The sequence below is a fragment of the Pseudonocardia ailaonensis genome (genome assembly GCF_039531635.1).
GTDB lineage: Bacteria > Actinomycetota > Actinomycetes > Mycobacteriales > Pseudonocardiaceae > Pseudonocardia > Pseudonocardia ailaonensis.
In genome coordinates, this window is sequence record NZ_BAAAQK010000013.1 from 1 (window position 1) to 19,181 (window position 19,181).

17 protein-coding genes and 1 pseudogene are annotated in these 19,181 nt (G+C 75.2%); 13 read left to right on the plus strand and 5 right to left on the minus strand.

Annotation, left to right across the window (positions count from 1 at the left end; genetic code table 11):
• Nucleotides 1–220: 220 nt before the first annotated feature.
• Nucleotides 221–340: pseudogene (locus tag ABD324_RS37315) on the plus strand (PH domain-containing protein); the annotation flags it as partial.
• A gap of 81 nt (nt 341–421) precedes the next feature.
• Here ABD324_RS37315 and ABD324_RS20625 read toward each other — a convergent pair.
• The gene (locus tag ABD324_RS20625) at nt 422–2,857 is read right to left on the minus strand and encodes a DUF2339 domain-containing protein (RefSeq protein WP_425565873.1); all 2,436 of its coding nucleotides are present in this window, start codon (nt 2,855–2,857) and stop codon (nt 422–424) included.
• Between the two features lie 177 nt (nt 2,858–3,034).
• On the opposite strand from ABD324_RS20625, the gene ABD324_RS20630 reads away from it, so the two are divergent.
• The 3 genes from ABD324_RS20630 (at nt 3,035) to trmB (ending at nt 5,912) form a co-directional block, all read left to right on the plus strand.
• Nucleotides 3,035–4,048, plus strand: a complete 1,014-nt coding sequence (locus tag ABD324_RS20630; protein ID WP_344419443.1) for a glycosyltransferase family 2 protein — start codon at nt 3,035–3,037, stop codon at nt 4,046–4,048.
• A 159-nt stretch (nt 4,049–4,207) separates the two neighbouring features.
• Nucleotides 4,208–5,212 carry a glycosyltransferase family 2 protein gene (locus tag ABD324_RS20635; protein ID WP_344419445.1) on the plus strand — a complete coding sequence of 335 codons (1,005 nt, stop codon included), beginning with the start codon at nt 4,208–4,210 and terminating at the stop codon, nt 5,210–5,212.
• A complete protein-coding gene (trmB, locus tag ABD324_RS20640) occupies nt 5,205–5,912 on the plus strand; it encodes a tRNA (guanosine(46)-N7)-methyltransferase TrmB (protein WP_344419448.1) in 708 nt (235 codons plus the stop codon). The genes ABD324_RS20635 and trmB overlap by 8 nt, the downstream gene beginning before the upstream one ends.
• A 41-nt stretch (nt 5,913–5,953) precedes the next feature.
• Here the strand turns inward: trmB and paaI are convergent, their stop codons facing one another.
• Entirely contained in the window at nt 5,954–6,403 is a 450-nt protein-coding gene (paaI, locus tag ABD324_RS20645) for a hydroxyphenylacetyl-CoA thioesterase PaaI (RefSeq protein WP_344419605.1), read from the minus strand.
• A 108-nt stretch (nt 6,404–6,511) separates the two neighbouring features.
• Here paaI and ABD324_RS20650 point away from each other — a divergent pair, with 108 nt between their 5' ends.
• From ABD324_RS20650 to ABD324_RS20660, 3 genes are all read left to right on the plus strand, one after another.
• Nucleotides 6,512–7,129 (plus strand): NYN domain-containing protein, encoded by a 618-nt coding sequence (locus ABD324_RS20650; protein WP_344419451.1) that lies wholly within the window; start codon nt 6,512–6,514, stop codon nt 7,127–7,129.
• Entirely contained in the window at nt 7,126–8,424 is a 1,299-nt protein-coding gene (locus tag ABD324_RS20655) for an amidohydrolase family protein (RefSeq protein ID WP_344419454.1), read from the plus strand. The genes ABD324_RS20650 and ABD324_RS20655 overlap by 4 nt, the downstream gene beginning before the upstream one ends.
• A gap of 263 nt (nt 8,425–8,687) precedes the next feature.
• Complete coding sequence (locus tag ABD324_RS20660; RefSeq protein WP_344419457.1) at nt 8,688–9,944, plus strand: D-arabinono-1,4-lactone oxidase; 1,257 nt, start codon at nt 8,688–8,690, stop codon at nt 9,942–9,944.
• 210 nt (nt 9,945–10,154) lie between these two features.
• Here the strand turns inward: ABD324_RS20660 and ABD324_RS20665 are convergent, their stop codons facing one another.
• Nucleotides 10,155–10,724: a hypothetical protein gene (locus ABD324_RS20665; protein ID WP_344419460.1), complete on the minus strand. Its 570-nt coding sequence runs from the start codon at nt 10,722–10,724 to the stop codon at nt 10,155–10,157.
• A 778-nt stretch (nt 10,725–11,502) separates the two neighbouring features.
• On the opposite strand from ABD324_RS20665, the gene ABD324_RS20670 reads away from it, so the two are divergent.
• Nucleotides 11,503–12,840 (plus strand): AI-2E family transporter, encoded by a 1,338-nt coding sequence (locus ABD324_RS20670; RefSeq protein WP_344419463.1) that lies wholly within the window; start codon nt 11,503–11,505, stop codon nt 12,838–12,840.
• A 14-nt stretch (nt 12,841–12,854) separates the two neighbouring features.
• Complete coding sequence (locus ABD324_RS20675) at nt 12,855–14,303, plus strand: SDR family oxidoreductase (RefSeq protein ID WP_344419466.1); 1,449 nt, start codon at nt 12,855–12,857, stop codon at nt 14,301–14,303.
• 81 nt (nt 14,304–14,384) lie between these two features.
• Here ABD324_RS20675 and ABD324_RS20680 read toward each other — a convergent pair whose 3' ends face one another.
• Nucleotides 14,385–15,293, minus strand: a complete 909-nt coding sequence (locus tag ABD324_RS20680; protein WP_344419469.1) for an aldo/keto reductase — start codon at nt 15,291–15,293, stop codon at nt 14,385–14,387.
• 229 nt (nt 15,294–15,522) lie between these two features.
• Here ABD324_RS20680 and ABD324_RS20685 point away from each other — a divergent pair, with 229 nt between their 5' ends.
• Genes ABD324_RS20685 through pcaD form a run of 3 tightly spaced genes read left to right on the plus strand, consistent with a single transcriptional unit; the run spans nt 15,523 to nt 17,662 of the window.
• Nucleotides 15,523–16,239 (plus strand): CoA transferase subunit A, encoded by a 717-nt coding sequence (locus ABD324_RS20685; RefSeq protein WP_344419472.1) that lies wholly within the window; start codon nt 15,523–15,525, stop codon nt 16,237–16,239.
• Nucleotides 16,236–16,901 carry a CoA-transferase gene (locus tag ABD324_RS20690; protein WP_344419475.1) on the plus strand — a complete coding sequence of 222 codons (666 nt, stop codon included), beginning with the start codon at nt 16,236–16,238 and terminating at the stop codon, nt 16,899–16,901. Before ABD324_RS20685 ends, ABD324_RS20690 begins: the two co-directional genes overlap by 4 nt.
• Entirely contained in the window at nt 16,898–17,662 is a 765-nt protein-coding gene (gene pcaD / locus ABD324_RS20695) for a 3-oxoadipate enol-lactonase (RefSeq protein WP_344419477.1), read from the plus strand. The genes ABD324_RS20690 and pcaD overlap by 4 nt, the downstream gene beginning before the upstream one ends.
• Here pcaD and ABD324_RS20700 read toward each other — a convergent pair.
• Nucleotides 17,659–17,988, minus strand: a complete 330-nt coding sequence (locus ABD324_RS20700; RefSeq protein ID WP_344419480.1) for a DUF3040 domain-containing protein — start codon at nt 17,986–17,988, stop codon at nt 17,659–17,661. The genes pcaD and ABD324_RS20700 overlap by 4 nt on opposite strands.
• Before the next feature lie 218 nt (nt 17,989–18,206).
• On the opposite strand from ABD324_RS20700, the gene ABD324_RS20705 reads away from it, so the two are divergent.
• Nucleotides 18,207–19,139, plus strand: a complete 933-nt coding sequence (locus ABD324_RS20705) for a cation diffusion facilitator family transporter (RefSeq protein ID WP_344419482.1) — start codon at nt 18,207–18,209, stop codon at nt 19,137–19,139.
• Nucleotides 19,140–19,181: the final 42 nt, after the last annotated feature.

The window sequence follows — 19,181 nt, forward strand, 5'->3', positions numbered from 1 at the left end:
GCGCCCGCCCCCGCCGGCCGCGCGCCGGCGGCGGCTGCGGCGCGTCGCGCTCGTCGTGGTGGTCCTGGCGGCGCTGCTGGCCCTGACCGCGGCGGTCGCCGGGCCGGGATGGCTGATCGCCGCCGCCGCGGTGGCGCTGGTGGGATCGCCCGTGGCGGCGGCGCTGGCGCTGGACACCTACCGCGGGCTCGGGCACACGGTCGTCGGCGACTACCTGGTGGTGCGCGCGGGATCGCTGCGGCGCACCACCGTCGCGCTGCGCCGGGACGGGGTGATCGGCTGGACCGTCCGGCAGACGCTGCTGCAGCGGCGGACCGGGCTGGTCACCCTCGTCGCGACGACGGCGGCGGGCCGGGGGGCCTTCCACGCCCACGACGTGGACGTCGACTCCGGGCTGCGGCTGGCCGTCGAGACCACCCCGTCACTGCTGGGCCCATTCCTGCCGGCTCCCCTCGGCCTGCCGGGCCCGCGCCACGAGACGGGCGTACCGGCTGCCCGCCGCCAGCAGGACCAGGCCGGCGCCGAGGAACGCCGCCACGCGGGCGATCCCGTCGAGGGCGAGCAGGTCGAAGAGCACCAGCTTGCCGACGGCGGCCGCGACCAGCACCAGCCCGGCCACCCGTAGCGCCGGGCGGGCGATCCCGCGGGCGAGCAGCACGAGCGCGGCGACGGTCCAGGAGACCGTGACGATCGCGTGCCCCGTCACGAAGCCGGTGCGGTCCGGCATCGCCATCAGCGCCGGGACGATCACCACGCCCGCCGCGCCGTAGAGGGCGATCAGAGCGGTGGGGACCCAGAACCAGGCCGTCGCGGCGTCCGCGCGGGCCACCCCGATCCGTCCGGCGGCGACCAGCGCGGCCACCCCGGCGGCCAGGACCAGCACCGACAGCACCAGCGCGGTGACCAGGCCGGGCTCGAACGACACCCGCGGGTAGTCGACGAGCGCGCCGATCCGCAGCGGCCCGCCGAGCGCGGCCAGCAGCCCGAAGATCCCGAACGCGCCGCCGAAGGCGAGCGTGGCCCGCGACCGCAGCAGCGACGCGACCACCAGCATCACGAGCGAGACGCCGAGCAGCACCTGCTGCAGCACCGCGCCGTCCAGCGAGATCGAGAGCGCCTCCAGCAGCGCGACCGACCCGGCGGCGAGGCCGGTGATCCGCAGGGCCTTGGTGAGGGCGTGCCAGGCGGCGATGGCGAAGAGCCCGACGGCGGCCAGCGCGGCGAGCGCGGTACCGGACCAGTCCCCGACGCGGGGGGCGAGGACGAGCAGGGGCAGCGGCGCGGCGATCAGCGCGCCGAGGGTCAGCCCCATGGGCAGCCGGGCGGCGGCGGACGGCTGCAGCCCGACGACCGCCTGGAGCACCGCGGCGGACAGGCCCACGACCAGCACCGCGACCAGGACGGCGACGACGGCCCCGCCCGGGCGCTCGTTCCCGGCGAGGACCATGCCGTAGAGCGCGGGGAACCCGGCGGCCACACCGGCGAGCACCGGCCAGCCGCGGCGCACGACGACCGGCACCGAGGCGGCCTGCAGCACCAGGATGAGCCCGACCAGCAGGGTCGTGATCCCCTCCGTGACGACGGGGGCGAGCAGCGCGGCGCCGACGAGGGCACCGGCCGCGAGGGCCTCCGAGCGCCAGCGGTCCGCCAGCGCGAGCGCGGCCCCGGCCACGACGGCCGCCCCGATCAGGCCCGCCACCTGCGGGACGAGGTGGTAGAGCGCGGTCGCGGCGGCGACGTCGAGATAGAGGGCGGCGAAGCCGGTGCCCGCGAGCGCGAGCGCCCCGGTCCGGGCCCCGTCGCCCGGCGTGGCCTTGCGGTTCAGCCGCAGCGCCAGCCCGACGAGGACGACGCCGAGCACGCCGCCGGCGACCACGCGTCCGGTCGGGGAGAACCAGCCGCGGGAGGCGGCGAGGGCGAGCAGCAGCACGACCCCGAGCAGGGTCACGGCGCCGCCGATCGCGGCGAGCAGGCCGGGCCCGGTCAGCCGGGACTGCATCCTCTGGGCGGCGGTCGGGCGCGGGGGGCCGGCGACGGGTGCGGTGCGGGGGTCGATCCAGCGGGTGCCGTCCCAGTACGGGACGGCGGGGCGGCCGGCGGCCTGTGCCGCGTAGCCCTGAGCCGCGTAGCCCTGAGCCACGTAACCCTGAGCCACGTAGCCCTGAGCCACGTAACCCTGAGCCACGTAGCCCTGAGCCGCGTGACCCTGAGCGCCGTAGCCCTGCGCCGCATGCCCCTGGGTGCTGTAGCCCTGACCTGCCCGACCCTGCGGGCCGTGGTCCTGGGCTCCGTAGCCCTGCGGGCCGTAGCCCTGCTGGCCGAAGCCCTGCGTCCCGGAACCCTGCGGGCCGGAGCCCTCGGTCCCGTCGCCCTGTGCGGGCCGGTCCTGGGCACCGGGGGTCGGGCCGGGCGTACCGGGCCGCTGGAGACCGGCGGTGGGCGCAGCGGGAGCCGGGGGAGCGCTCTCGGGTGCCGGGGGACGCGCCGGTCCGGCGGACCCCTCGACCGCCGCGCCCGGCGCGTCACCACCCGGTCGCGCACCCGCCACACCCGACGGGGCTCCGGCCGTCCCGCCGGGCGGCGTCGCCACCTCGCCCGGCGCGGCCCACGGCGACACGCGCGGGGCGACGGGGGGCACCGAGGCGTCGGCGGACGGTTCGGCCGGGGTCACCGGCAGTGGGGAGGGAGCCGGGGACGGCGGCTGTGGGCCGGTCACGGCCCCCGCGCGCAACTCTCCCACCAGGGAGTTCAGTGTGGTGCCCAGGCCGTCGAGCCGCCGGCCGAGCTCACCCAGCTCGGTTGCCACGGCCTGCACCCGCTCGTCGACGGCGACGGGTCCACCGGTCGGTTCGGTCATACCGGTGAGCATCCCTGTCGGGGCGTCAGACAGGATGCGTGGAAGTACGAGCATCGGGTCACGAAAAGGTCACGCTCCCCGGCCACCCCGATCTCCTACGAGTGAGACGACGATCACGCGTATCGCGGGATCGCGCTCGCTCGTTGGAACGGTGGAGCGGACCTGTCTGGAGGTTGTGTGAGCGCCGTAACGCCCGCCCGATCGGCCGCATCGCCGGCGCCCCCCGGGACGCCCGGGGCGCCGCCGCACCGTGGCCCGCGCCCCGGCCCGCCCGGTCCCGGACCGCACCCCGGCCACCCCGCACCTCCCGGCGGCTACACCCCGCCGCCACCCGGCTACCGGCCGGCCCCGTCGCCCGGCGCGCTGCCCGGTTCGGGTGCCGCGGCGAAGCCGATCGACGAGCCGACCACCAGCCGTCGCCCGCGGCCGCGGCCCTCGCCGCGGCGCTCGGGCAACCCGGCCGTCACGGTGATCGTCCCGACCCGCAACGAGGCCAGGAACATCGAGGTGGTGCTGCCGCAGATCGCGGCCGTGCGCCCCGCCGTGCACGAGATCATCGTGGTCGACGGCAACTCCATGGACGACACGATCGGCGCCGCTCGCCGCACCCTGCCCTGGGTCCGCTGCATCACGCAGACCCGCAAGGGCAAGGGCAACGCGATGGCCTGCGGGTTCGCCGCGGCCACGGGCGACGTCGTCGTGATGTTCGACGCGGACGGCTCGGCCGATCCGCGGGAGATCCCTGCCTTCGTGTCGGCCCTGGTGGCGGGTGCCGACTTCGCGAAGGGCAGCCGGTTCGCCGAGGGCGGCGGCAGCGACGACATCACGCTGCTGCGCAAGACCGGCAACGCCGGGCTGAACGTCATGGCCAACGTGATGTTCGGGACCTCGTACACGGATCTCTGCTACGGCTACAACGCCTTCTGGGCCGACCTCATCCCGCTGCTCGACCTGCCCGACCCGGCGGTGCCGCAGCCCGAGGACGGCACCATGGTCTGGGGCGACGGCTTCGAGATCGAGACGCTCCTCAACTGCCGGATCGCGGCGGCCGGCCTGAAGATCACCGAGGTGCCCTCGATCGAGAAGGAGCGCATGTTCGGCGACACGAACCTGCGGACCTTCGCGGACGGCATGCGGGTGTTGCGTACCCTTCTCGCGGAGCACCGCCGCGCGGAGCGGCGCAAGAGCTGAATCGCGCGGAACGGCGCAAGAGCTGAGCCGCGCGGAGCGGCGCAGAAGCCGAGCCGCGCGGAGCACCACGAGAGCTGACGCCGCACGTGAGCAGCGTGGAGCGCCGCCGGGGCCGACCGCCCCGAGGCCTCCGCGGCGCCAACCTGGAGGAACCCGGTCGTGAACCTGTTCGAGCCCGTCGGCGCGCCGCCCGTCACGGCGAGCGTCGTGGTGTGCGTGTACACCGAGAAGCGGTGGGCGGACATCGTCGCGGCCGTGGAGTCGGTGGCCGCGCAGGACGTCCGGCCGCTCGAGACGATCGTCGTCGTCGACCACAATCCGGCGCTGCTCGACCGGGCCCGCGAGGCCTTCCCCGAGCTCGTCGTGGTGGCCAACGCGCACAAGCAGGGCCTGTCCGGGGCCCGCAACACGGCCGTCGAGCTCGCGAAGGGCGAGGTCGTCGTGTTCCTCGACGACGACGCGTCGGCCCGGCCCGGCTGGTTGCGCGCCCTGTTGGAGCCCTATGCCGATCCCGCGGTGGCCGGCGTGGGCGGCGTCGCGCACCCGCGCTTTCCCGGTGGGCGGCCGGTCATGCTGCCCGGCGACGCTCTGTCCGACCACGGCACGGGCGAGCTGGACTGGGTCGTCGGCTGCACCTACACCGGCCAGCCCACCGCGCAGGCCGAGGTGCGCAACCTCATGGGCTGCAACATGTCCCTGCGGGCCGAGGTGTTCAAGCGTGTCGGGGGGTTCGCCGAGGACATCGGGCGGATCGGCAAGAACCCGCTGGGCTGCGAGGAGACCGAGCTCTGCATCCGTGCCCGGCAGGCCTACCGGGCGGACGGGCGGGACATCAAGATCCTGTTCGAGCCCCGGGCCGCCGTGGACCACCGGGTCAGCGAGGACCGCGTCGAGTGGGCGTACCTGCGCCGGCGGAGCTGGGCGGAGGGCCTGTCGAAGGCGGCCGTGTCCAAGCTGGTCGGGCAGGGGGACGCGCTGTCCACCGAGCGTGGCTACGTCGCGACCGTGCTGCCCAGGGCCGTGTTGCGCGAGGTCAGGGCCGGGCGTCCGGCCTCGGCCGCCGCGGTCGTCGTCTGCCTCGGGTTCACCACGGCCGGGTACGTGCGGGGCAAGCTCCCCGGCGCGACCGCGCACGTCTCGCTGCCCGCGGCGAACGGTGCCTGACACCGACTCGATGGTGGGCCCCGCACACCCGGACCCCGGCCGGATCCCGTCGTTCGTCCGTCACCGCACCCGGCTGACCGAGGGTCAGCAGAACGCCTGGGACCGCTGGTGGCCCGTGTACGGCGGGGACGTCGCGGAGGTGTCCTCGGTGGGCGCGCTGTTCCTGCGCGAGGCCCCGCTCGTGCTGGAGATCGGCACGGGCAACGGCGAGGCCACCGCGCGGATGGCGGCTGCCGAGCCCGCGACGAACCTCCTCGGGGTCGAGGTCTACGAGCCCGGCCTGGCGCACCTGCTGATCCGGCTGCGCGAGGCGGAGATCGAGAACCTGCGCCTCCTCCGGGGGGATGCCGTGGACCTGTTGGAACGGGCCGTCCCGGAGCGGTCCCTCGCCGGGATCCGGTTGTACTTCCCGGACCCCTGGCCCAAACGCCGTCACCACAAACGCCGCCTGGTGCAGCCGGAGTTCGCCGCGCTGGCCGCGTCCCGGCTGGTCCCCGGCGGGTTCCTGCACCTGGCCACGGACTGGGCCCACTACGCGGACCAGATGCTCGCGGTCTGCGACGCCTGCGCCGCCCTGGAGCGCGACGAGGCGATGGACCCCTGGCTCCCGCGCCCGGACTCCCGCCCGCTGACCAAGTTCGAGGAACGCGCCGTGCGCGAGGGCCGCGACATCCGCGACCTCCTCTACCGCTCGAGATGAACCTGAGGGCGATTCGATCATGGTCGGAATCGCCCTCAGGTTCATCTCGGCTGGGGCGGGGCGGCGGGGACGGCGGGCGGGGGCGGGGTGGCAGCGGCGGGGGCCGGAGCGCCGGGGGCGGGAAGGCCGGGGACGGCGCGGGAGCGGCCGCGGAACTCGGCCACCACCTCGTCGCCCACCCGGACGGTCACGTCGTAGAGGCCGGAGCGGCCGGAGCGGACCCGTTCGGTCGCCTCGGCCACCAGGTCGTCGCCGAGGCGGGCCGCGCGGACGAAGGTGACGTCCGCTCCGGCGGCCATAGTGGACGTCCCGTGGCTGTTGCAGGCGAAGGAGAACGCGGCGTCGGCGAGGAAGAACAGGTAGCCGCCGTGGGCGATGCCGTGCCCGTTGACGTGGCGATCCTCCACTGTGAGCGCGGTGCGCGCCCGGCCCGGTCCGACGTCGAGCAGCCGGATCCCCGCCCCGCGGATCGCCGCGTCGTGCTCCTCCATGGCCGCCGCCACCCGCTCGGCGACGCCCTGCGCATCCGTGGTCACCCGCTCAGTGTGCGCCCGGCGGGATAGGCTCACCGGCATGCGTACCGCCCGCCGGGAGAGCCCGTGACGACACCCGGTCCCCTCCCGCGGGTGCTGCTCGTCTGGGACGCGCCCAACATGGACATGAGCCTCGGCTCGCTGCTGGGCGCGCGCCCGACGTCGGCGTTCCGCCCGCGCTTCGACGCCGTGGGCCGCTGGCTGCTCGACCTGGCCGGCCCGGACGCGGTGGCCGAGGCCTGCGTGTTCACCAACGTCGTGCCCGGGTCGACGGAGGTCGTCCGGCCCTGGGTCGAGGCGCTGCGCAACGTCGGCTTCGCCGTGTTCGCCAAGCCCAAGGTGACCGAGGACTCGGACATCGACGACGACATGCTCCAGCACATCGCGCTGCGGGAGCAGGAGGGCTACCTCCGCCACGTCGTCGTCGCCTCGGGGGACGGGCGGGCCTTCCGCGAGCCGCTCGAGAAGCTCATCGCGGACCACATCGACGTCACCGTCATCGGGTTCCGGGAGTACGCCAACTTCGCGCTGAACTCCGAGGTCATCTCCTTCCTCGACCTCGAGGACATCGACGGCGTCTTCCGCGAGCCGCTCCCGCGCATGACGCTCGAGACCCTGCCGGACGACGGCGCCTGGCTGCCGCCCTTCCGCACGCTGCGGTCGCTGCTGGAGCCGCGTCGGTGAGGTTCACCGCCCCCGTCGCACTGACCTGCGGCGAGGGCTTCCCGATCGTGCGGGACGCGGCTCTCGACGTGGTCGACGGGCGGATCACCTGGATCGGCCCGCAGGCGGCGGCGCCGGCATGGGCGGGACCCGTCACGCGGCTGTCCGGGCTGCTCATGCCCGGGCTGGTGAACACCCACGCGCACACGCCGATGCTGCCGCTGCGCGGGATGGGCGGGGACCTGCCGCTGATGTCCTGGCTGCAGGACGTCATGTGGCCGGCGGAGGCCCGTCTGGGCCCGGACGACGTGCGGGCCGCCATGACCGCGGGCGCGGTCGAGCTGCTGCGCGGCGGCTGCACGACGAGCGTCGAGATGTACTTCTTCACCGACGCGGTGATCGAAGGGGTCCTCGCGGCCGGCTCCCGCGCCATCCTCACCCCGGGGATCATCGCGGCGCCGGGCTGGGACCGGCTGGGCACCTGGGAGCAGATGCGGGACGAGGTGTCGGCCCGGATCGACGCCGACGGCCTGCACCCCCACGACCGGATCGAGCTGGGCTACGGCCCGCACAGCGCCTACACCCTCCCGCCCGCGGCCCTGGCGTCGATCGCGGCGGCGGCGCGGGCACGGGGGGCGTTGCTGCACGTCCACGTGGCCGAGTCCCGCCAGGAGGACGTGGCGCAGCGGGCCGAGTTCGGGTCGGTCCCGGCCGAGCTCGCGGCCGTCGGCGCGTTCGGTGGGCGGGTGCTCGCGGCCCACTCCATCCAGCTCTCGGACGCGGATCTGGCGCTGTTCGCCGCGCACGGGGTCGCCGTCGCCCACTGTCCCGGCTCCAACGGCAAGCTCGCCGCGGGGATCGCGCGGGTCGCGGACCTGCGGCGATCCGGGATCCGGGTGGGCCTGGGCACGGACGGCCCGGCATCGGGGGACGATCTCGATCTCTGGCAACAGGCCCGCCTCGCCGCGCTCTACGCGCGCCTGCGCTCCGAGGACGCCGCGGCGCTGACGGCCGCGGACGTGGTCCTGATGGCCACCCGGGACGGCGCGGCCGCCATCGACCGGGACGACCTCGGGGTGCTGGAACCGGGCCGCCGCGCGGACCTGGTGCACGTCGACCTCGACGATCCCGCCTTCGTCGCCCCCGAGGACGACGCCCAGCTCGTCTCCAACCTGGTGTGGGCCGGCGGATCCCGCCTGGTCAGGGACGTGTGGGTGGGCGGGGAGCAGGTGATCGACGACGGCGAGCCCGTCACGGTCGACGCCGCCCGCGCCCACTCCGACCTCCGCACCATCGCCACCCGCCTCCACACCTGACGCCCCCGCACCGACCCCAAGCCCGCGAGTCGGCGCGCGGGCGGAGCCCGCCATCGAGCAGAGCCGGTAGGCCGAAACACACATCTGCGACGTCGACCGGGGACGCGGCGCCCCACGTCCGGCCGTTGAGGCCGCCCCTCGCTCCTGCGGCGAAGTCGGCGCGCGCCCCCGAGCAGAGCCGGTAGGCCGGAACACACATCTGCGACGGCGGGGTCCGGCTCGGCGGGCCGGGCCGCCGCGGCCCGGGGGATAGGGTCGAGCCAATGTGGGGGAACTGGTCGGGTGGGCAGCAGTGCCGGCCCCAACGGACCGATCGGCCGCTCGACGAGGCCGGGGTGGTCGCGGCGGTCCGCCGCGCGGCCGAGCGGGGCCACACCGTCCGGCCCGTCGGGTCGGGTTGGTCGGACAGCGCGCTCGTGCTCACCGGCGACGTCCATCTGGACTGTTCGGCGCTCACCGGGATCGTCGCGGTGGGGGCCGAGACCGTGCGGGTGCGGGCCGGCGCGTCGATCACCTCGGTCCAGGCGGCGCTCGCCGCCCACGGCCGCATGCTGCCGCTCGTCACCCACGCGCCCGCGGCGACCGTCGCCGGCGCCGTGGCCACCGGGACGCACGGCGGCTCCACCCAGTGGGGCTCGCTGTCCGCGCTGGTCACGGGCTCGCGGCTCGTCGACGGCGGCGGGCGGCTCCGCACCGCCGACGACTCGGAGCTCGACGGGCTCCGGGTCGGGCTCGGCGTGCTGGGTGTCCTGACCGAGGTGACGCTGCGGACCGTCCCGGCCGTCGAGGGCGAGATCCGGGAGGAGATCGCGCACGCCCATCCGGAGGTGCTGGCGCCCGGTGGGCCGCTGGACACGTCGCCCTGGACGTCGTTCGAGCTCCACCTGCCGAGCGGCGAGGGCCTGCTGCGCCGGGTCGGGCCGCCCCTGGACCGCGAGCCCGAGCCGGTCGGCGGCGGCCCCGTCGAGGCGCTCGGCCGGGTCGCCACCCGAATCGGGCACGCGGCGTCCACCCAGTGGTCCGCTCAGCGATCCCGGCCCGTCCCGCGGTTCGACGAGGCCACGACCGGTTTGCCGTACGACCTGCTCCGCGACCCGCATCCGGCGCGCGCCGAGTTCACCGAGTGGGCGGTCCCGCGGGAGGCCCTCGACACTGCGCTGCGGGAGCTCGGGGCGGCGACGGCGGCCCAGGACGTCGAGATCAAGCGGCCGATCGAGGTGCGGACGGGGCCGGCGGAGACCGGGTGGCTGCATCCCGCACACGGCCGGCCCACGGCGTGGATCGCCGTCCGGGCGAGCCGCGGCGAGACGCAGGGCCGGCTGTTCCGGCTGGTCGGCAGCGTGCTCGAGGGGATGGGCGGGCGCCCGCACTGGGGAGGCCGGCACGACTGGACGGCCGCGGACGTGGCGCTGGCCTACCCGCGGCTGACGGACTTCCTCGCGCTGCGGGAGCGGATCGACCCGGACCGGCGGTTCACGGGGGACCACCTCGACGCGCTGCTGGGCAACGCCACGAGCTGAGGTCCCGGGGCCGCTGACGCGCGGGGCGGAACCGCGGGAGATGCCGACTCGCGGGGTCGGGGGCGCACGACGAGGGCCGGTGGTTCCGCGGTCCGGTCACTCCCACCGGACCCCGGGCCACCGGCCCCTGGTCGGCGTCGGCGGGCTCCCCAGCCCGCCGGCACCTTGCCGCGGCCCGAAGCGGCCGCGGTCCGTTCTCTTCCCTGGTGCCTAGTGCCCGAGGTGGTGCAGGCCGGAGCCGGAGCTCACGGCGCGGCGGTGGTGCCGGCCGCTGCGCGACGACAGCCCGGCGAGGGCGTGCGGGCCCGTGTCCGTCAGCGACGTGTAGGCCGGGGCGGCGGGGGCGTAGGCCGGGACGTGCGCCGCGTAGAGCGGGGCGCGGTCCGGACCTGCGGAGATCGGAGCCGGAGCCGGAGCGGACGGGGCCGGGACCCGGACCCGCGCCGGTGCCGGCACGTGGCCCGCGGGCACCGGGGCTGCGAGGGCCGCGTAGGCCTGCACCGGGATCGGCGCGGTCAGCGGGTCGCGGCGGAAGTCGTCCAGCGCGTCGACCGGCGCCTCCGCCGGACGCCTGCGGGCCGGCTGCTGCGGGCGCGCCGCCTGCCCGCTGCGCCAGCCGCCGATGGTGAGGTCGTGGAAGATCGGCGTCTCCGCGGCGATCTCGGTGCGGCTGGCGTGCCGCCCCGGGAACGGGCCGGTGTCCTCGACACCCCGCACCCGCACCGTGGTCCGTCGCCGGACCGTCCCGTTCGCTCCGTGGGTCCGCTCCCGATCGGTCACGCCCCGCACCTCCGTCTTCGTCCCTGGTCGTCGCCGTGTGCCGCGCGATGGTGCCATCGGACCTGTCCCCACAGGGCCGTTCGGCCGCACACACCACCCACAACGGGGTCACCTGCTCGGGGAAACGGGCCGGGCCGGGTCATTACGAGGATTTCGGCCGACTCCATTCGATCGGGTGGTGTAACGCTTTCGATCGTGCCGTCGATGTAGCGCTGCGCAGTCATCCACCACACTTTCGTGACGCTCCGCGACACAGTGCGGCGTGGTGAACCGGGCGGAGCGGCACGCCGGGCCGTGTCGAAGTCGTGATCCGGTTTCACCCCGGCCGGTCCCGGGGCGCCCCGCGGCACAGGCGGCAGCGCGACGGAACGCGGCAGCCGGCACGATCTCCGGCCGGTCCCCGCGCCGCACCACCCGGACGAGGGAACGCGCAGGTGGGGCAGCGATCCACCGAGGCCGGGCCGGCGCCCCCACGGCCACACTTTCGGGCTGAACGACGATCTTCCGGCGTGTCCCGCGCCGCCTCCGGGGGGACAGATCACTAGCGTTCTCCCCGTCGCCGAGATCCGCCGTTATTGCTTTCCGTCACTGCGTCATCACTCGTCCGGACCCCTGGACGATCAGGAGACGGTCAACTACACGGGTGTCATTCGACGCTCCGTGATCACGACCCCTCCGTGCTAGGCCACCCCGGTGGCCCCTGCCGCGGAGCGTCACCGGGTCGGAGCAGCCCGGCTCATCCGGTTTCGCGGCACACCGAACCGGTTACCGTTCGCCCATGACCGACGACCGGGCTCCGGACCCCGCCACCGAGCCCGACGCGGGCGCCCGGGACCCCGATCCGGGCGACGGACCGGGGCCGGCCGATCCCGCCGCGGGCCCACCCGTTCCCCCCGCCGGCACCCGCGCCGCGGCCGTGGTCGTCCACGGGCAGGCGGACGGGGGGCGCTCGCGCGCGGCCAGCTCGATCCCGACCCCGCTGCGCGTCACCTCCGAGGTGTGCGCCCGGGCCCTGGTCATCGCCGCCGCGTTCGGCCTGCTGGTCTTCCTGATCATCCAGCTCCGGGTGGTGGTCGTCCCGGTCGCGATCGCGACGCTCATCGCGGGCCTGATGTCGCCCGTCGTCGCCTGGCTGCACGCCCGCCGGGTGCCGCGCGGGCCGGCCGTGGCGATCACCATCGTGGCCGGGTTCGCGCTGATCGGCGGCCTGCTGTCGTTCGTCGTCAACACGTTCATCGGCGGCTTCCCGCAGCTGCAGCAGCAGCTCACCGCGAGCCTGCAGTCGATCCAGGAGTTCCTGGCGCGGCCGCCGTTCAACCTGTCGTCCGAGCAGCTGCGGGACATCCCTGGCCAGATCGGCCAGGCCATCACGGACAACAAGGCCAACCTGACGTCCGGGGCGCTGACCACCGCCGCGACGGTCACCGAGATCGGTGCCGGCATCGCGCTGGTCCTGTTCACCCTCATCTTCTTCCTCTACGACGGCGCGCGGATCTGGCGCTTCCTGCTCAAGGTCGCGCCGCGCGCCCGCCGGGAGCGGGTCGACGTGGCCGGGCGGCGGGCGTTCGCCACGCTCGTCGGGTACACGCGGGCGACGGTGCTGGTGGCCTTCGTCGACGCCATCGGCATCGGCATCGGCCTCTGGGCGGTCGGCGTGCCGCTGGTCATCCCGCTCGCCGCGCTGGTGTTCCTGGGTGCCTTCATCCCGACCGTCGGCGCCGTGATCAGCGGCGTGGTGGCCGTGCTGATCGCGCTGGTGGCCAACGGGCCCATCCCGGCCGTGATCATCCTGGCCGTCGTGGTGGCGGTGCAGCAGCTGGAGGGCCACGTCCTGCAGCCGCTGCTGCTCGGGCGGGCCGTGAAGCTGCACCCGCTCGCCGTGGTCCTCGCGGTGGCGGGCGGCGTGGTGGTCGGCGGCATCCCGGGCGCCCTGCTCGCGGTGCCGCTGCTGGCCGTGCTGAGCGCCGCGGTCCGGTCCTTCCTGCGCGACGACGAGCCCCCGGCGTCGACCATCAACGCGGTCGACCCCCACGAGGGGAACCCGGACACCGCGCGGTCGATCCACGTCCCGTCGTGGTGGAGCCGCACGTTCGGCAGGCTGTTCCGCGGCAGCTGAGGCAGGATCGCGGCATGCGGTACCTGATCACCGGAGCCACCGGCTACATCGGCGGGAGGCTGGCCCCGCGGCTGCTGGCCGAGGGAACCGGCGAGGTGCGCTGCCTCGTGCGGGACCCCGGCAAGCTCCGGGACGTGCCCTGGGCGCGGGACGCGGAGATCGTGAAGGGCGACCTGCTCGATCCCGACAGCGTCCGGGCGGCGTGCGAGGACGTGGACGTCGTCTACTTCCTGGTGCACTCGTTGAGCGACAAGGGGTTCGCGGCGACCGACCGCAGGGTCGCCCTGGTCCTGGCCGAGGCCGCGCGCGAGGCGGGTGTGCAGCGGATCGTCTATCTGGGCGGTCTGCACCCGGACGGCCCGCTCTCCGAGCACCTCGAGTCCCGGGCGGAGGTCGGCGAGATCCTGCTCCGCAGCGGGGTGCCGACGGCGGCGCTGCAGGCCGCGGTGATCCTCGGCTCCGGGTCGGCGAGCTTCGAGATGCTGCGCTACCTCACCGAGCGGCTCCCGGTGATGCTCACGCCGAGCTGGGTGCGCAACCGGGTCCAGCCGATCGCCGTGCGGGACGTGCTGCGCTACCTGATCGCCGCCGCCGGGCTGCCGCCCGAGGTGAACCGGACCTTCGACATCGGCGGCCCGGACGTCCTCACCTATCTGGACATGATGCAGCGCTACGCCGCGGTGGCGGGGCTGCCGAGGCGGCGGATCCTTTCCGCGCCGGTGCTCACGCCGCGCCTGTCCGCGCACTGGGTGAACGTGGTGACGCCGGTGCCCCGCGGGATCGCCGCGCCGCTGATCGAGTCGCTGGTGCACGAGGTGGTGTGCCGGGAGCACGACATCCTCGAGTACGCCCCCGGTGAGTGCCTCGGGTACGAGAAGGCCGTCGAGCTCGCGCTGGCCCGGATCGGCGAGGGCGAGGTGGAGACGCACTGGTCGGGGGCCGCCGTGGAGGGCGCGCCGAGCGACCCGCTGCCGAGCGACCCGGACTGGGCGGGCGGCACCGTGTACACGGACGACCGGGAGCAGCGCTGCGCGGCCGCTCCCGAGGACCTGTGGCGGGTGGTGACGGGCATCGGTGGGGAGCGCGGCTGGTACTCGTTCCCGCTGGCCTGGTCCGTGCGCGGGTGGCTGGACCGGCTGGCCGGCGGCGTCGGGCTCGCGCGCGGGCGGCGCAACCCGGACCAGCTGCTGGTGGGGGACGCGCTGGACTGGTGGCGGGTCGAGGAGCTCGAACCCGGCAGGCTGCTCCGGCTGCGCGCCGAGATGAAGGTGCCCGGGCTGGCGTGGCTCGAGATGGGCGTGGCGCCCGATCCGGCCGGCTCCCGCTACACGCAGCGCGCGGTGTTCGTGCCGCACGGGCTCGCCGGCCACCTCTACTGGTGGTCCGTCGCGCCCTTCCACGGGATCGTGTTCGGCGGCATGGTCCGCAACATCACCGGGACCGCGGAGCGAGCCCGCATCTGACCCAGGACCGCGGAGCGGGCCCGCATCTGACCCAGGACCGCGGAGCGGGCCCGCATGTGACCGGGGACCGTGCGGCGGGGGTCAGAGCGAGCTGAGGCCCTCGTCGAGCCGCTGGATCTCGGTCAGCTCGAGGGACAGACCGGCGGCCCGGCAGTTGTCCTCGAGGTGGGCGAGGTCGCCCGTGCCGGGGATCGGCAGCATGACCGACGAGCGCTGCAGCAGCCACGCCAGCGCGACCTGCGGCGCGGTGACACCGTGGGCCCACGCGATCTCGGCGACGATGCCGCCGGGCTCGGCCAGCGAACCGGCGGCCACCGGGTGCCAGGGCAGGAAGCCGATGCCGTTCTCGGTGCAGTAGCGCAGCACGTCGTCGCTCGCCCGGTCGATCAGGTTGTAGCGGTTCTGCACCGTCGCGATGTCGACGATGCGGGAGGCCTCCTCGATCGTCTCGACCGAGACCTCCGAGAGGCCGACCTCGCCGACCTTGCCCTCGGCCTTGAGGTCCGCGAGCACGCCGAACTGGTCCGCGGCGGGGACCAGCGGGTCCACCCGGTGCAGCTGGAACAGGTCGATGCGCTCGACGCCGAGCCGGCGGAGCGAGAGCTCGCACTGCTGACGCAGGTACTCGGGGCGGCCGACCGGCGTCCAGCGGCCGGGGCCGGGGCGCACCAGGCCCGCCTTGGTGGCGACGGTGACGCCGTCGTACGGGTGCAGGGCCTCGCGGATCAGGTCCTCGGACACCTCGGGTCCGTACGAGTCCGCCGTGTCGACGAGCGTGACGCCGAGGTCGACCGCACGCCGCAGGACCTCGATGGCGACCTTCGGGTCGGCGGGCTGGCCCCAGACCCCGGGTCCGGTGATCCGCATGGCCCCGAACCCGAGCCGGTTGACGACGGGGCCCGCTCCGATCCGGAACGCGCCCGCGGCCGCCGCCGGGCCCGCCGGGATCTCCGGGTCGGCCTGGGGGGAGGACGAGAGTGCGCTGCTCATGGCACGAGGGTGGCACTCAGGTTGACAGGCCGCCGCCGATCGTGACGAGTACCGCATCGCCCCCCGCCGAAAGGTCAGTCCACCGCGGTGAGCAGCGTCACGACGGTCTCCGGACCGCGTGCGGGTCGTCCGCGGCGAGGGGCGGCACGGCCGCGGACGCCCTGTTCGCCGGCCCCGGGAGCGGGCTGCTCGCGTTGCCGGTGGGGCCCCGGCCCGTTAGCTTTCCCGCGTGGCCACGATCTCGCCTCTGGCCGACGCCGTCGCCGATCTCGTCGCCGACGGCGCGGAGATCGCCCTCGAAGGCCGGCCCGTCGCCGCCGCCCGTGCACTGCTGCGGCGCGGCCCCGGCTCGCTCACGCTGGTGACGCTGCACGCCGGTGCGCTCGCGGACCAGCTGATCGGCGCCGGGTGCGTCCGCCGGCTGGTGTTCGCCGGTGCCGATCCGGGGCTGCCCCGCTTCCGGGAGGCGCTCCTCGAGGGCCGCCCGGTGCCGTTGGAGATCGAGGAGTACACCGCTGCCGCGCTCGTCGCCCGCTACACGGCCGGGGCGGCCGGGTTGCCCTTCGGCACGCTGCGCGGCGCCCGCGGGACCGACCTGCCCGAGCACGACACCGTGTCCGCGGTGCGCTGCCCCTTCACCGGCGAGGTGGTGACGGCGGTGGCGGCGGTCCGCCCGGACGTCGCGATCCTGCATGCGCGCCGTGCCGATCGGAGCGGGAACGTGCAGGTCACCGGCCCGCCGGGGATCCTGCGGGAGGCCGCGCTCGCCGCCCGCCGCACCCTCGTCACCGTCGAGGAGATCGTCGAGGAGCTGCCCGCCGAGCCCGGGATCGTGCTGCCGGCCTTCGTGGTCGACCGGGTCGCCCTGGTGGGGCCGGCCACGTCGCAGGGGCCGCCCGCCGACCGGGCCGGCTTCGGCCGCTGGCTCGACGAGGTGCGGGTGTGAGCGCACTGCTGACGGTGGCCGCCGCCCGGCTGCTGCGGTCGGACCAGGTCTGCCTCGCCCTGCCCGGCCTGCCGCTCGCGGCGGCGCGGCTCGCGCGGGCCACCCATGCGCCCGGCCTGACGATCGTGGAGGCGGACGGCCGGGTCGACGGGGTGCTCGCGGGCCTCGCGGAGCTGCACGCGTGGCTGCAGACGGGCCGGGTCGACGTCGGGGTGCTCACCGCCGCCCAGGTCGACCTGCTGGGCAACCTCGGCGACACCGTCCTGGGCGAGTACGACGATCCCACCGCACGCCTGGCCGGCGCAGGCCTTTCCGCCGCCGTGGCCGCCCACGCCCGGGAGACGGTCGTCGTGCTGCCGCACCGGCTGCACTCGTTCGTCGACCGGGTGGACTTCGTAACCGCCGTCGGCTTCGGGACCGGCCCGGTGGACCGGGCCGCGCTCGGCCTGCCCGGGGGCGGGCCCCTGGCCGTCGTCACGGATCTCGGGGTGTTGCGGCCCGACCCGGCGACCGCGGAGCTGGTGCTGACCGACCTGCACCCCGGCGTCACCGTGGAGCAGGTGCGGGCGGAGACCGGGTGGGAGCTGGAGGTCGCGGAGGATCCGGTGACCACCGCCGAGATCACCGCGGCGGAACACGAGGCGTCGAGGAGCAGCGCGTGAGCGAGATCCTGCACAGCCGGGTCGACGGGCCCGCGGACGGTCCGCCGCTCGTCCTGCTCGGGTCGCTGGGCAGCACGATCGAGATGTGGGAGCCGAACCTGCCGGTGCTCGCCGAGCGCTTCCGGGTGGTCCGGCTGGACCACCTCGGGCACGGCGGCTCACCGGCCCCGGAGGGCCCGTACACGATGGCGCGCCTCGCCGACGCCGCCCTGGCCACGCTCGACTCGCTCGGGCTCGAGCGAGTGGCCTGGTGCGGGCTGTCCCTCGGCGGGATGGTCGGCCTGTACCTCGGGTCGGAGCGGCCGGAGCGGATCAGCAGGCTCGCCCTGTGCTGCACCTCGTCGTACTTCCCGGACCGGACGGCCTGGCCCACCCGGATCGCCGGCGTCGAGGCGGACGGCACGGGCGGGCTCGCCGCCGCGATCGTCGAGAAGTGGTTCACGCCGGACTGGGCGGCCGCTCATCCGGCGGAGGTCGCGCGGGCGGTCGGCTGGGTCGCGGACTCCCCGGACGACGGCTACCTCGCGTGTTGCCGGGCCATCGAGGCCTGGGACCACCGGGACCGGCTCGGGGCGGTCACCGCGCCGACCCTCGTGCTGGGCGGGGAGAGCGACCGCTCGACACCGGTCGAGCCGCACTCACGCACGATCGCGGCCGGGATCCCGGGGGCGCGGCTGGAGGTCGTGCGCGGCGCCCACCTGGCGACGATCGAGAACCCCGAGGAGACGAACCGGCTCCTGCTGGAGCACCTGAGGGACTAGCCCGTCGCTCCGGGAGTGTCGGGCCGGGCCTGCTGCGAGGTGGTGAGCGCCAGTCCCAGGGCAGAGATCGCCATCAGGATCCCCGCCACCACGATCGGCACGGCCGCGGCGGCGCCACCGAGCACCAGCAGCACCAGCCCCCCGCCGAGGAGCAGTGTCGGGATCATCCCGGCGGCCTGCATCGTGCGCGCGGGACGGGCGGCGGCCGGGACGGAGCGATGCACCTTGCGGCCGATCGCGCGGCAGCGGGCGACGAACAGCGGGTCGCCCGTCAGCAGCCCCTGCTCGATCAGGGCGAACTGGCTGCGCTCACGGTCGCTGAGCATGGTGTGCGGACACCCCCGGGATCGTGGTCCGGAGCGGACCTGACGGGTCGTGCGGGCTGGCGGGACAGGTCCACCGCTCGCCGTCGACCCGGGGACTTTCCTCGCCCGAAGTCTAGGTGACCGAATCGTGACCTGACCCTCAGGTGTGACCGGACCCCTCCGAAATGAGGGGACCCTATGCTTTACATGCACGACGATGCATAGGTAACGTGCGACGCATGGGTACGGGGCACGGTCACGGGCACGGCGGTGGCGCACACGGGCACTCGGCGGGGAGCGATCGCCGCCGGCTCGTCGCGGCGCTGGTCGTCACGCTGCTCTGCGCCGTGCTCGGGGGCGTCGGCGCGCTGCTCACCGGATCGCTCGCCCTGCTCGCGGACCTCGGCCACCTGCTGACCGACGCCGGGGCCCTCGCCGCGGCCGTCGTCGCCGCGGCGCTCGCCACCCGGCCCGCGAGCCGGCACCGCACCTTCGGCCTCGGCCGGGTGGAGGTCCTGGTCGCGGGGCTCAACGCGCTGGCGCTCGTCGCCGTCGTCGCCTGGGTGGCGGTCGAGGGCATCGAGCGGCTATTCACCCCGGCCGAGATCCCCGGGCTGCCGCTGCTGGTCCTGGGCGCCGCGGGCCTGGTCGGCAACGTGGTGTCGCTGCTGATCCTCGCCGGTGGGGACCGCGGCAACATGAACATGCGCGGCGCGATGCTGCACGTGCTGGGGGACGCGCTGGGCTCCGTCGGCGTCATCGCCGCGGCGCTCGTGCTGATCACCACCGGCTGGCCCTACGCCGACACCGTGGCCTCGCTCCTGATCGCGCTGCTGATCCTGCCGCGGGCCGTCGGTCTGCTGCGCGAGGTGTGGCACGTGCTGCTCGAGGGCGCGCCCGCCGGCATCGAGGTCGACGAGGTGCGCGGCGCCCTGCTGGCCGTCGAGGGCGTCACCGAGGTGCACGACCTGCACATCTGGGCCATCAACGACCGCACCCCGTCGCTCTCGGCGCACCTGGTGGTCGAGGGGCCGGAGGAGAACGCCACGGGCTGCGACGGCTCGGTCCTCGACCGCTCGGCCGCGCTCCTGAAGGAGCGCTTCGGCCTGGCCCACAGCACCCTGCAGCTGGAACGCCACGCCCACACGGTCCACGAGAGCACCTGCGACTGACGGCCCGCGTTATGGAGCCACAACTGTCGTTTCCGGGCCTGG